Genomic DNA, 11,612 nt, shown 5'->3' with positions numbered 1-11,612 from the left:
ACGATGTTGACGATATGGGCGTCGTTGGCGTCCGGTTCCTGGTCGCTGGCGCCCAGGTTGAGCAACTGTTCGAAGTTGCCCAGGGTGGTGGAATCCCCGGCTAAGGCCAAGACCATCAACAAGTATCTGGGCAACCAATACGTGGTGAAGTCGAGTATCGGCCATATCCGAGACCTGCCCACCAGTGGTTCGGCAAGCGCCGGCAAAGAACCAGCCGTCAAGCGCGGCAAGGCTGTTGCGGGCGAAGCGCCGGCATTGTCGCCGAAAGAAAAGGCACGCAAGCAATTGGTTGCCCGCATGGGAGTCGATCCCGATCATGGCTGGAAAGCCAAGTACGAGATCCTTCCTGGCAAGGAAAAAGTCATCGAAGAGCTGCGCCGGCTCGCCAAGGATGCTGACACCATCTATCTCGCAACCGACTTGGATCGCGAGGGGGAAGCCATTGCCTGGCACCTGCGCGAAGCCATCGGTGGTGACGACAGCCGCTACAAGCGCGTGGTGTTCAACGAAATCACCAAGAAAGCGATCCAGGAGGCATTCTCCGAGCCAGGCGAGCTGGACATCGATCGCGTCAATGCCCAGCAGGCCCGTCGTTTTCTCGACCGCGTGGTGGGCTACATGGTTTCCCCGCTGCTGTGGGCCAAGATTGCCCGTGGCCTGTCCGCCGGTCGCGTTCAGTCGGTAGCGGTGAAGCTGGTGGTCGAGCGCGAGCGTGAAATTCGCGCGTTCATTCCCGAAGAGTACTGGGAAGTTCACGCCGATCTCGGCACCGCCAAAGGCGCCAGCGTGCGTTTCGAAGTCGCCCGCGAGAAGGGTGAAGCGTTCAAGCCCCTTAACGAAGCTCAGGCCCTGGCCGCGCTGGAGAAGCTCAAGGCGTCCAGCTACAGCATCGTCAAGCGTGAAGACAAACCGACCAGCAGCAAGCCGTCGGCACCGTTCATCACCTCCACCCTGCAACAGGCGGCGAGCAACCGTCTGGGCTTTGGTGTGAAGAAAACCATGATGATGGCCCAGCGTCTGTATGAAGCCGGCTACATCACCTATATGCGTACCGATTCGACCAACCTGTCGGCCGATGCCGTGGCGATGGCGCGTACTTATATTGAAGGCGAGTTCGGCAAGAAGTACCTGCCGGACTCTCCGAACGTTTACAGCAGCAAGGAAGGTGCTCAGGAGGCTCACGAAGCGATTCGTCCGTCCGATGCCAACACCGAGCCAAGCAAGCTGTCAGGCATGGAGCGTGATGCCGAGCGCCTGTATGAGCTGATCTGGCGCCAGTTCCTTGCCTGCCAGATGCTGCCGGCGCAATACCTGTCGACCACCGTCACTGTCGGTGCCGGTGATTTCGAGTTGCGCGCCAAGGGTCGAATCCTCAAGTTCGACGGTTACACGCGTGTCATGCCGCAAATCGCCAAGCCGGGCGACGACGATGTACTGCCCGACATGGCGCAGGGCGACGCGATGAAGCTGATCAAGCTTGATCCGACCCAGCATTTCACCAAGCCGCCGGCGCGTTATTCGGAAGCCAGCCTGGTAAAGGAAATGGAAAAGCGCGGCATCGGTCGCCCATCGACTTACGCAGCGATCATTTCGACCATCCAGGATCGCGGCTACGTGGCGCTGCACAATCGCCGCTTCTATTCGGAAAAGATGGGCGACATCGTCACCGAGCGTCTGGCCGAGAGCTTTTCCAATCTCATGGACTACGGTTTCACTGCCGGCATGGAAGAGCATCTCGATGATGTGGCCCAGGGCGAGCGCGACTGGAAGAACGTGCTGGACGAGTTTTATGGTGACTTCAAGAAGAAGCTTGAAGTGGCCGAAAGCCCGGATAACGGCATGCGTGCCAATCAGCCTGTGATGACTGATATTCCGTGCCAGACCTGTGGTCGCCCGATGCAGATTCGCACTGCTTCGACCGGCGTTTTCCTCGGATGCTCCGGTTACAGCCTGCCGCCGAAAGAGCGTTGCAAGGCCACTGTCAACCTGGTGCCGGGTGATGAAATTGCCGCGGATGATGAGGGTGAGTCCGAGTCGCTGGTACTGCGTGGCAAGCATCGCTGCCCGATCTGCAGTACGGCGATGGATGCGTACCTGCTCGACGAAAAGCGCAAGTTGCACATCTGTGGTAACAACCCGGATTGCGATGGCTATGAAATTGAAGAGGGTGCCTATCGCATCAAGGGTTACGAAGGCCCGAGCCTGGAATGCGACAAGTGTGGCAGTGAGATGCAACTCAAGACCGGCCGCTTCGGCAAGTTCTTCGGTTGCACCAATGCGACCTGCAAGAACACCCGCAAACTGCTCAAGAGTGGTGATGCGGCGCCTCCGAAGATGGATCCGGTGAAAATGCCGGAACTGAAATGCGAAAAGGTCAACGACACCTACATCTTGCGTGACGGTGCGTCCGGCCTGTTCCTGGCGGCCAGTCAATTCCCGAAAAACCGCGAGACTCGTGCTCCGCTGGTCATGGAAATCGTGCCGCACAAGGATGAGATCGATCCGAAGTACCACTTCCTCTGTGAAGCTCCAAAGAAGGATCCGGACGGCCTTCCTGCCGTGATCCGCTACAGCCGCAAGACCAAAGAGCAATATGTGCAGACAGAGGTCGACGGTAAGCCGACCGGCTGGAAAGCCTTTTACGATGGCGGCAAGTGGACCGTTGAAGACAAGCGTCCTGCCGCGAAGTCTTAACAGGCACAGTACGAAAAAGGCCGCATGCATCCATGCGGCCTTTTTTTTCGCTCTTCTGTAGGAGCGAGCAAGCTCGCGAAAAACGCAAGGGCAATGCATTTCCCCAGTGTGGGCGCGTTATCGTTAACGTGCATCGTCGGATCGCCGCCCGGAGCATGCTCGCTCCTGCATGAAATAGAAGGACTTGCGGTTGGCTTGGGTGATCCACGACACTGTCTGACCTGCGTGAAGCAATTATTTCTTTGTGGAGACTGCCGTCATGGCCCACGAGCTCTATACCCGTACCAATCAGAAGATTTATTTCGCCGGCCTGTCGCTGGAGGCGCTTGCCAAGGCCGAAGAGGGGTGGGCGATGAATTCCCTGGCGCTGATTCAGGCAGGTCGCGAATCGACGCTGTTTCACCTGTATGGGGCGTTGCTGGGGCTGTGCCATGAAATTGCCGGTTTCTATCGATTACCTCAGGCCAATGCTCCTCGGGCTGAAGCACTATTGACCCGCGAAGTACTGGAAAGCATCGCTATTCCTGAAATGGCCGAGATGGTCGAGCTCGCCAACAATCCGGAAACCTGGCTGGCCAGGCTGCTGGCGGCCCATGCTGCGTTGTTCCAGCCGCCACGCGCGCCGCACAAGCCCAAGGGTGACGTGACGCAACCATTGATTCTGGCGGTAAACCTGGATGAAGAAGAGGCTCCTGCGGAATTGAGTCGCGAGGAGTTGGAAGCATGGCGGCAGAACCTGAAACGTCTGGCGATTCGTTTTCGCGAAGGGCTGAACGAGTGTTGAAGAGTTGAGCGAGACTACGAACGGTCTGTTGGATTGTTCGTTCAGGGAAGAGAGTTGTCAGATATTTCTCTTCGTGATGGCATCTGGTCAAGATCCTGAGCGAAGCCTGGCCGATGCCTATATAATCCCCGCCTTTCGTGGAGAACAGACCCTTATGCCAACGTCCTTTCTAGAAATTGTCGAGTTACCAGACGGCCGAATCGAGCTGCGCAGGGCTGAAGATGAGGGTTCTCTGGTTACTTTGGATTTCTCCGAGGACGCTAAGGCGTTCCTGCAAGGCCAGCATGTCGAGGTTGCCAAGGCAATGTTGAGCGTCGGCGTTCAGATGGCCGGGCGTCTGGTCGAGGGGGAATTCGATAAGGAAGAGGGGCCGCGGGTACTTCATTGATCTCCCGCCCGTCGACTTTTCGAATGTCGCTACAGATCGGCTTCTCTGTCCCTGGAGAAGCCCTGTGCTATTCAATGCATGCCGTGCTTGCCGTTATCCCAATCGAATATTCAGGCTTTGTGCGTTCCCGGTCCGGGCGGCGCTGATCAGTTGTTGCCGTGAAGCGGCGCTCAGTGGGTTCAGCCAGCTGACGACCGTGTGGCTGCGGCCGAGTCGAAGGGCTTCGCAAGTCAACTGCTGAGCGCTCTGGGTGCCGCGAGGTTGCAGCAGCAGGATACGCTCGCGATTGAGACCGGCGTCGCGCAACCAGGCTTGGGTGAGGCTTGAGGGTGGGGCGATCAACGTCAACCAACGGGCATCATGATCCTGGCTCAACTCCCTGAGAATGGGCGCGAGAAGGTTCAGGCAGTTCCCGGCTGCACCGCGCAGAGACAATTCACTGAAGACCTCGGGTTCGGCGCTCCAGGGCGACTCGACAACTTCCTTCAGGATTGGCGCCAGTGGTTGCGCCAGGAATGCCTCGAACAGCAGTGGCAGTTGAGCTTGCTGCGGTGTATGTGGGAACTGCATAAAGCCTCCTTTAGCGGCGGATGACGCCGACACTCAAGCCTTCGATCACCAGTTCCTCATCTTTGAGGTTCACTTCGATGGGGGCGAATTCAGGGTTTTCGGCGATCAGCCAGACCTTGCTGCCGTCACGTTTGAAACGCTTGACGGTCACTTCGTCGCCGATACGCGCAACCACGATCTGACCGTTACGAGCTTCGCGGGTGGTATGGACGGCCAGCAGATCACCGTCGAAAATGCCCACATCCTTCATGCTCATGCCATGTACGCGCAGCAGGTAGTCGGCGCGCGGATGGAAGAACGCGGGATTGATGTTGCAGGACTCTTCGACGTGTTGCTGGGCAAGGATGGGAGCGCCGGCTGCAACCCGGCCAATGATGGGCAGGCTGGAGTCGTCGGCCTTGGCTTCGAAGCCCGGGATGCGAATGCCGCGGGATGCGCCAGGGGTCATTTCGATCGCCCCTTTGCGGGCGAGTGCCTTGAGGTGTTCTTCCGCCGCGTTGGGCGATTTGAAACCCAGTTCCTGAGCGATTTCCGCGCGGGTAGGCGGGTAGCCGTTGTCTTCCAGGCAGCGTTTGATGAAGGCCAGAATCTCGGCTTGGCGTGGCGTCAGCTTTAGCATATTGATCGCTCTGTTTTTTTATACAGTGACTGGGATTATATACAGTGGAGCGGTCTTGGCAATGCCCGTTTTGCTGGGGGCCGCCGGACGGTCAATCAGCCTTCTGATTGAAGGTTTCCGGTAGTGTGGTTAAATATCTGACTGACCATTCCCAAAACGAACCGGCAGGCTTGACAAGGCACAGGCTGAAACGTATGTTTCAAACAAGTGTTTGTCAGGCGGAGTAGCCATGGCCCAGTCGGAAACCGTTGAACGCATTCTCGATGCTGCCGAGCAGTTGTTCGCGGAAAAAGGTTTCGCCGAAACCTCGTTGCGTCTGATCACCAGCAAGGCCGGTGTCAACCTGGCAGCGGTGAACTACCACTTCGGATCGAAAAAAGCGCTGATTCAGGCGGTTTTTTCGCGATTCCTCGGGCCTTTCTGCATCAGTCTCGATAAAGAGCTGGAGCGGCGCCAGGCCAAGCCTGAAATCAAACCGACGCTCGAAGAACTGTTGGAAATCCTCGTTGAGCAGGCCCTGGTGGTCCAGCCTCGCAGCGGGAACGACCTGTCCATTTTCATGCGCTTGCTGGGGCTTGCCTTCAGTCAGAGCCAAGGGCATTTGCGTCGTTACCTGGAAGACATGTACGGCAAGGTTTTCCGCCGCTACATGATGCTGGTCAACGAAGCTGCGCCACGCATCCCGCCGATCGAACTGTTCTGGCGTGTGCACTTCATGCTCGGTGCGGCCGCATTCAGCATGTCTGGTATCAAGGCGTTGCGCGCCATTGCCGAAACCGATTTCGGGGTGAACACTTCCATTGAGCAGGTCATGCGCCTGATGGTGCCATTCCTTGCCGCGGGCATGCGTGCCGAGTCCGGCGTCACCGATACGGCCATGGCTTCAGCGCAACTGCGTCCGCGCAGCAAATCGACACCGGTTGCCGCCAAGGTTTAACCGCTCACGGGTGGGCGCGGCAGCTGACATCCGCTAAGCTAGCCGCCCATGCCGACTCTCGTTTTGAACCCGTTTCCCGTTTCTATCGCCAACCTGCCGGGCACTGTTCCCGGCAGCGACGTCGCGCGGGCCGGGTTTATCGTTATCAAGGAATCTCTATGACTGCTGGCCTGCAAGGCTCGTTGATGGTGGATGTCGCCGGTACCTGGTTGACGGCTGAAGATCGCCAGTTGTTGCGTCAGCCCGAAGTGGGCGGTCTGATTCTGTTTGCCCGCAACATCGAGCATCCGCGTCAGGTTCGCCAATTGAGTGCGGCGATCCGCGCCATTCGTCCCGATTTGCTGCTGGCGGTGGACCAGGAGGGCGGACGGGTCCAACGCCTGCGCCAAGGGTTTGTGCGGCTGCCTGCCATGCGTGCGATAGCCGATAACCCGAACGCCGAATACCTGGCCGAGCAATGTGGCTGGATCATGGCCACTGAAGTGCTGGCGGTTGGCCTGGATCTGAGTTTCGCCCCGGTGCTGGATCTCGACTACCAGCGCAGTGCCGTGGTGGGTACTCGTTCTTTTGAAGGCGACCCTGAGCGTGCGGCGCTGCTTGCAGGCGCTTTCATCCGGGGTATGGGCCAAGCCGGCATGGCTGCAACCGGCAAGCATTTCCCCGGGCATGGCTGGGCCGAGGCGGATTCCCATGTCGCGATTCCGAACGATGAGCGCAGTCTCGATGAAATTCGTGCCAACGACCTGGTTCCGTTCGCCAGGTTGAGCAAGCAACTGGCAGCCGTCATGCCGGCTCATGTCATCTACCCGCAAGTCGATTCACGTCCCGCTGGCTTCTCCAGTCGCTGGCTGCAGGACATCTTGCGTGGCGAATTGCAGTTTGATGGCGTGATTTTCAGCGATGACCTGTCCATGGCCGGAGCCCATGTGGTGGGCGATGCGGCCAGCCGTATCGAAGCGGCCCTGAGCGCCGGTTGCGACATGGGCCTGGTGTGCAACGATCGCGCAGCCGCCGAGCTGGCCCTGAGCGCCCTGCAGCGCCTGAAGGTCAAGCCGTCTGCGCGCATCGCGCGGATGCGCGGACAGGCATACGCAAGCACTGATTATCGTCAGGACCCGCGCTGGCTGACGGCCGTGGGTGCATTGAAAGAAGCTCAATTGATTGATTAAGGACTGTTCGTTATGACGGTTTACGCGATTATCGGTGGCACCGGCCTGACTCAACTCGAAGGCCTGAGTATTCGCCAGTCGTTGACAGTGGACACCCCTTACGGCGCGCCTTCGGCCGATGTGCAAATCGGCGAGTACGCCGGCAAGGAAGTGTTGTTCCTGGCGCGCCATGGCCATCCGCACCGTTTTCCGCCGCATCAGGTGAACTACCGCGCCAACCTCTGGGCGTTGAAGCAGGCGGGCGCCGAGGCGATTCTGGCGGTCAATGCCGTAGGTGGAATCCATTCGGCAATGGGGACCGGGCATTTCTGTGTGCCCCATCAACTGATCGATTACACCAGTGGTCGCGAACACACCTATTTTGCCGACGGCCTGGAACAGGTCACGCATATCGATTTCAGTTATCCCTACAGCGAGCCGTTGCGTCAGCAATTGATCGCGGCATTGGCCGCTGAAGGTGTTGGTTACAGCAGTCATGGTGTGTATGCCTGTACCCAGGGCCCGCGCCTGGAAACCGTGGCCGAGATCGCTCGTCTGGAGCGGGACGGTTGCGACATCGTCGGCATGACCGGAATGCCTGAAGCAGCACTGGCCCGTGAACTGCAGCTGGATTACGCCTGCCTGGCGCTGGTGGTCAACCCGGCTGCCGGCAAGTCCATGGCGGTGATCACCATGGCCGAGATCGAGCAAGCGCTGCATGACGGGATGGGCAAGGTGAAGTCGACGCTGGCGCGGGTGCTCAAGGGCTGAGTCGGGCTTTCCACTGAGTTGACCCTTTCGCGGGCAAGCCTCGCTCCTACGGGGGGGCGCGGATCTTTGTAGGAGCGAGGCTTGCCCGCGAAAACGGACTGGTAGGCGCTGCAAATCTCAGCGCTTCTCCAGCTTGTCCGGCAACGGCGCAAACAGCGCCTCGATATCCTCGCTCTGCAGCTTCCAGTCCCCGGCCTGGCGCCCATCCAGTACGCCGGCCGCAAGATCGGATTTTTCTTTTTGCAGGTGCTGGATTTTCTCTTCCACGGTGCCGCGAGCGATCAGTTTATAGACGAACACCGGTTTTTCCTGGCCGATGCGATAGGCGCGGTCGGTCGCCTGGTTTTCCGTCGCCGGGTTCCACCAGGGATCGTAATGAATAACGGTGTCTGCTTCCGTCAGGTTAAGGCCGACACCGCCGGCCTTCAGGCTGATCAGAAAAATCTGGCGTTTGCCGCTTTGAAAGTCCTTCACGGGGGAGCGTCGGTCCCGGGTCTGTCCGGTCAGTAGCGCATAGGCCACGCCGCGTTTGTTCAATTCATCTTCAATCAATGACAGCATCGATGTGAATTGTGAGAACAGCAGGATCCGTCGACCTTCCTCCAGCAGCTCTTCAAGCATCTCCATGAGGCTGTCGAGCTTGCCCGATGTGCTGCCGCGAGCTGGCAGGGTGGCCTCGTTGACCAGGCGCAAGTCGCAACACACCTGGCGCAACTTCAGCAGTGCCTCAAGGATGATGATCTGGCTGCGCGCTACCCCCTTGCGGGTGATTTCGTCATGAACCTTCTTGTCCATGGCCAGGCGCATGGTTTCGTACACATCACGCTGGGCCTCGTTGAGTTCGACCCAGTGAATGATCTCGGTTTTCGGCGGCAGCTCGGTGGCTACCTGTTCCTTGGTGCGACGCAACAGGAAGGGTTTGATCCGGCCATTGAGGTGTTGAAGCCGGACTTCACTGGTGCGCTTTTCAATGGGGACGCGGTAATCGCGGTTAAAGCTCTTCACATCGCCGAGCCAGCCCGGCAGCAGGAAATGAAACAGCGACCATAGCTCGCCCAGGTGGTTTTCCAGCGGTGTGCCGCTCAGGCACAAGCGTTGGCGGGCATCCAGTTCGCGGGCGGCCTGGGCGGCCTTGCTGTTCGGGTTCTTGATGTACTGCGCCTCATCCAGCACCAGAACGTGCAGCGGCTGCGCCGACAGGCGTTCGACATCCTTGGGCAGCAAGGCGTAGGTGGTCAGGATCAGATCGTAATCCGCCATTTTGTCGAAATGCTTTTTGCGGCTGGCGCCGTACAGCGCCAATACCTTGAGTTGCGGGGTGAAGTGCGCCGCTTCGTCGAGCCAGTTGGGAATCAGGCTGGTGGGCATCACCACCATGCACGGCCGGTCGAGGCGCCCGGCGTTTTTTTCGCAGAGGACATGTGCAAGGGTTTGCAGGGTCTTGCCCAGTCCCATGTCGTCCGCAAGAATCCCGCCGACCTCCAATTGCCGCAGCGACTGCATCCAGCTCAGCCCCTCAAGTTGATAGGGGCGTAGCGTGGCGTTGAGGCCGTCCGGCACGCTGGCGGTGTAGTCCTTGATATCACGCAGGCGCTGGGCAAAGGTGCGAATCTGGTCGCCACCCTCCCAAAGCAGCGGCAACTCCTCCAGGGAGTTCAGGCGTGTGGCGTCGGCCCTGCTCAGGCGCAGTTTGGTTTCGCCGGGCTCCTGCAGGTAGAACTCGCCGAGAGTTGCCAGTACCGGTTTCAAGCGGCCAAGGGGCAGGGCGACTTGCAAGGGACCGTGTTCAGAGCTCGGTCGTTGAGGAATGTTCACCAGAATCAGCTCGTCGTCGCGCCGTCGTGCCAGGCGCTCGGAGTTGAGGATTTCAGTGTGCGAGCGCATCAGGTTCAGCAATATCGGCAACAAGCTCAGTCGCTCGCCGTTGACGATAATCCCCAGCTCCAGATCGAACCAGTCGCGCTCCGGTGCCTGTTCGACAGTGGCGTACCAGTCGTCGACGGCGGTCAGATCGAAGCCGAAGTCCTCGTTGATCTGCAGCTCCCAGCCCTGGGTGCGCAGCTTCGGCAGTTCGTTGAGCGTGAAGGTCAGCCAAGCGCTGTCATTGACCATTTCGTACAGTTCGCCGGCGCTTTCCGGCAAGGCCTTGCTCTGGCGGGTAGCGATTCTGAAACCGAGGATTCGCAGCTGTTCCCTGTAGGACTGTTCCACTTCGGGGTGGCGTTTTATCCGAAGCGTCTGGGTTTCCTGGCGAATCAGGATGTCGGTGTTTTTCTGGCCGGATACGTACTCGTCCAGATAACTGAAAGACAATGCCGCGCGATGCTGGATGTAACGCTGCATTCGACCGTTGCGCGGTTCGAAGGCGCTGAACTCGATGCTCGCCAGCCACAGGCGCGGAACCGGCTGCACATTGTCCACCAGTACTTGCGGTGGCGCCTTCGGGCTGCGGTTTTCCAGCACGGCCTGGAGTTTTTCCAGAAGTTCGGCGTCCCTGGCCGCAGCAGGGTAGTCAAGGGTTTCCTGAACTTGCAGCAAGACGGCCGCACAATGTTTGCAGTTGCTGTGGACCGGGCAGGAGCAGGTGGCGTCGACCAGCAGCAAGGTGCCTTTTGCCGACTCGCGCAAGCGAATGGTCTGACGGTACACGTTACTGCCAGAACCTTCGCATGCAGCGATGATGGTTGCGTCGCCTGCTTCAACGATCCTGACGCGGTTCTCCAGTGCGTAGCGCCGGCCACGCTCCAGGCTCTGTTCCTTGAATCGGCTGACCCAGGAAGATGCCAGGGGTTTGCTCAGGCTCGCAGACATGATGATCAGTCCGGAATTTCTTCGGGAGCTGGTCGGGGGGCAGGGGCGGTCAGCGAGGTGATCTTGATCAGCAGGCCCAGATGGCCGGCGTCGAGGAAGTTCAGCTGTCCGTTTTTGGTATGGCTTTCGGTATTCAGGCGTTCACTGGCAGTGACCAGTCCGTCGGCGTTGAACTGGTTGACCCAGAAATCTGCGTTCACATCGGTAAAGCGCCCCTGCTTGATATCCAGAGTGCCCTCGATCGGAAATTGGCCGAATTGTTCCTTGCCGTCGCTGACGGCGACTTTGGTGCTCTGCTCGCCCAGGGTTTGCTGCCAGGCCTTGTGCAGCAATACCGTGTAGTCGTTGCTGGCGGTGAGTTTTTCCACTTCGCCATTAAGGCTCGGTGTACGCAGGCTGTCGGGGTTGATGGGTTGGGCGCCGGCATTCCAGTCCTCCGGCGCAGCGCGGCTGACAATGGCAGGCACGGCGTTTTGCCGCACGAGAATCATTTCAATCTGATACAGATCATCGGCGAAAGCCATGGGGGCGACCAGCGCTGTGATTACGGTTGTCAGCAGGGTCAGTGAGCGAAACAGGCGCATGCGGCGTCCTTCAAGCAGTTTTCGGGATGAGGCGCTCGAAAAGCGCCTCTACAGTATTAAAGCGCTCTTCCGGGCGCTCCATCGGCACCATGAACTTGAACATCGTGGCGCCTTCGAATTTGTAGCGTTTGGGCTGGCTCTGGATCAGCTTGATCAGCGTCAACGGGTCGACCGGGGTTTGCGCCGCGAACTCGACTCGCCCGCCTTGAGATGTTGATGCGCGAGCCGGGCTCGACCACCCGTCGCCTGACCGAAGAGTTACTCGCCGGCGCCGGAGTGAGTGTCGGGCCATTGCTGGAGATCGGC

The 11,612-nt window shown here is 59.1% G+C and carries 10 protein-coding genes and 3 pseudogenes; 7 read left to right on the top strand and 6 right to left on the bottom strand.

Going from position 1 to position 11,612, the window contains the following annotated elements; genetic code table 11:
* Positions 1-83, bottom strand: a pseudogene (locus ACQKP2_RS30010) (hypothetical protein); the annotation flags it as partial.
* Between ACQKP2_RS30010 and topA the strand changes: the two are divergent.
* The 3 genes from topA (at position 76) to ACQKP2_RS29995 (ending at position 3,866) form a co-directional block, all read left to right on the top strand.
* Positions 76-2,694, top strand: coding sequence for a type I DNA topoisomerase (gene topA, locus ACQKP2_RS30005; protein WP_427581952.1), 2,619 nt, complete (start codon positions 76-78; stop codon positions 2,692-2,694). The pseudogene ACQKP2_RS30010 and the gene topA sit on opposite strands and share 8 nt — an antisense overlap.
* Before the next feature lie 259 nt (positions 2,695-2,953).
* Positions 2,954-3,478, top strand: a complete 525-nt coding sequence (locus ACQKP2_RS30000) for a DUF6586 family protein (protein WP_427581950.1) — start codon at positions 2,954-2,956, stop codon at positions 3,476-3,478.
* 154 nt (positions 3,479-3,632) lie between these two features.
* Complete coding sequence (locus ACQKP2_RS29995; protein WP_007933173.1) at positions 3,633-3,866, top strand: hypothetical protein; 234 nt, start codon at positions 3,633-3,635, stop codon at positions 3,864-3,866.
* A 93-nt stretch (positions 3,867-3,959) separates the two neighbouring features.
* On the opposite strand, the gene sulA is transcribed toward ACQKP2_RS29995, so the two are convergent.
* Both sulA and lexA read right to left on the bottom strand, forming a co-directional pair.
* The gene (sulA, locus tag ACQKP2_RS29990; protein ID WP_427581948.1) at positions 3,960-4,436 is read right to left on the bottom strand and encodes an SOS-induced cell division inhibitor SulA; all 477 of its coding nucleotides are present in this window, start codon (positions 4,434-4,436) and stop codon (positions 3,960-3,962) included.
* 10 nt (positions 4,437-4,446) lie between these two features.
* Positions 4,447-5,055 carry a transcriptional repressor LexA gene (gene lexA, locus ACQKP2_RS29985; protein ID WP_427581946.1) on the bottom strand — a complete coding sequence of 203 codons (609 nt, stop codon included), beginning with the start codon at positions 5,053-5,055 and terminating at the stop codon, positions 4,447-4,449.
* A 229-nt stretch (positions 5,056-5,284) separates the two neighbouring features.
* Between lexA and ACQKP2_RS29980 the strand changes: the two genes are divergently transcribed.
* The 3 genes from ACQKP2_RS29980 (at position 5,285) to ACQKP2_RS29970 (ending at position 7,911) form a co-directional block, all read left to right on the top strand.
* Positions 5,285-5,992, top strand: a complete 708-nt coding sequence (locus tag ACQKP2_RS29980; protein ID WP_095197002.1) for a TetR/AcrR family transcriptional regulator — start codon at positions 5,285-5,287, stop codon at positions 5,990-5,992.
* Between the two features lie 170 nt (positions 5,993-6,162).
* Positions 6,163-7,161, top strand: a complete 999-nt coding sequence (gene nagZ, locus ACQKP2_RS29975; protein WP_427581954.1) for a beta-N-acetylhexosaminidase — start codon at positions 6,163-6,165, stop codon at positions 7,159-7,161.
* Positions 7,162-7,173: 12 nt separating this feature from the next.
* Positions 7,174-7,911, top strand: a complete 738-nt coding sequence (locus tag ACQKP2_RS29970) for an S-methyl-5'-thioinosine phosphorylase (RefSeq protein WP_427581945.1) — start codon at positions 7,174-7,176, stop codon at positions 7,909-7,911.
* 117 nt (positions 7,912-8,028) lie between these two features.
* Here the strand turns inward: ACQKP2_RS29970 and ACQKP2_RS29965 are convergent, their stop codons facing one another.
* The 3 genes and pseudogenes from ACQKP2_RS29965 to ACQKP2_RS29955 form a co-directional block, all read right to left on the bottom strand.
* Complete coding sequence (locus tag ACQKP2_RS29965) at positions 8,029-10,722, bottom strand: SNF2-related protein (RefSeq protein WP_427581943.1); 2,694 nt, start codon at positions 10,720-10,722, stop codon at positions 8,029-8,031.
* Between the two features lie 5 nt (positions 10,723-10,727).
* Positions 10,728-11,306 (bottom strand): CsiV family protein, encoded by a 579-nt coding sequence (locus ACQKP2_RS29960; RefSeq protein ID WP_427581941.1) that lies wholly within the window; start codon positions 11,304-11,306, stop codon positions 10,728-10,730.
* A gap of 10 nt (positions 11,307-11,316) precedes the next feature.
* Positions 11,317-11,514: pseudogene (locus ACQKP2_RS29955) on the bottom strand (hypothetical protein); the annotation flags it as partial.
* Here ACQKP2_RS29955 and ACQKP2_RS29950 point away from each other — a divergent pair.
* A pseudogene (locus ACQKP2_RS29950) lies at positions 11,511-11,612 on the top strand (LysR family transcriptional regulator); the annotation flags it as partial. The pseudogenes ACQKP2_RS29955 and ACQKP2_RS29950 sit on opposite strands and share 4 nt — an antisense overlap.

Source organism: Pseudomonas sp. NPDC089569 (assembly GCF_050280625.1).
Classification (GTDB): domain Bacteria; phylum Pseudomonadota; class Gammaproteobacteria; order Pseudomonadales; family Pseudomonadaceae; genus Aquipseudomonas.
This window is presented reverse-complemented; position numbering and strand designations above follow the sequence as displayed.

Coding starts and splice junctions, on each gene's coding strand:
- ACQKP2_RS30000 (WP_427581950.1), top strand. CDS start 2,954: ATGGCCCACGAGCTCTATACCCGTACCAATCAGAAGATTTATTTCGCC.
- ACQKP2_RS29995 (WP_007933173.1), top strand. CDS start 3,633: ATGCCAACGTCCTTTCTAGAAATTGTCGAGTTACCAGACGGCCGAATC.
- sulA (WP_427581948.1), bottom strand. CDS start 4,436: ATGCAGTTCCCACATACACCGCAGCAAGCTCAACTGCCACTGCTGTTC.
- lexA (WP_427581946.1), bottom strand. CDS start 5,055: ATGCTAAAGCTGACGCCACGCCAAGCCGAGATTCTGGCCTTCATCAAA.
- ACQKP2_RS29980 (WP_095197002.1), top strand. CDS start 5,285: ATGGCCCAGTCGGAAACCGTTGAACGCATTCTCGATGCTGCCGAGCAG.
- ACQKP2_RS29970 (WP_427581945.1), top strand. CDS start 7,174: ATGACGGTTTACGCGATTATCGGTGGCACCGGCCTGACTCAACTCGAA.
- ACQKP2_RS29965 (WP_427581943.1), bottom strand. CDS start 10,722: ATGTCTGCGAGCCTGAGCAAACCCCTGGCATCTTCCTGGGTCAGCCGA.
- ACQKP2_RS29960 (WP_427581941.1), bottom strand. CDS start 11,306: ATGCGCCTGTTTCGCTCACTGACCCTGCTGACAACCGTAATCACAGCG.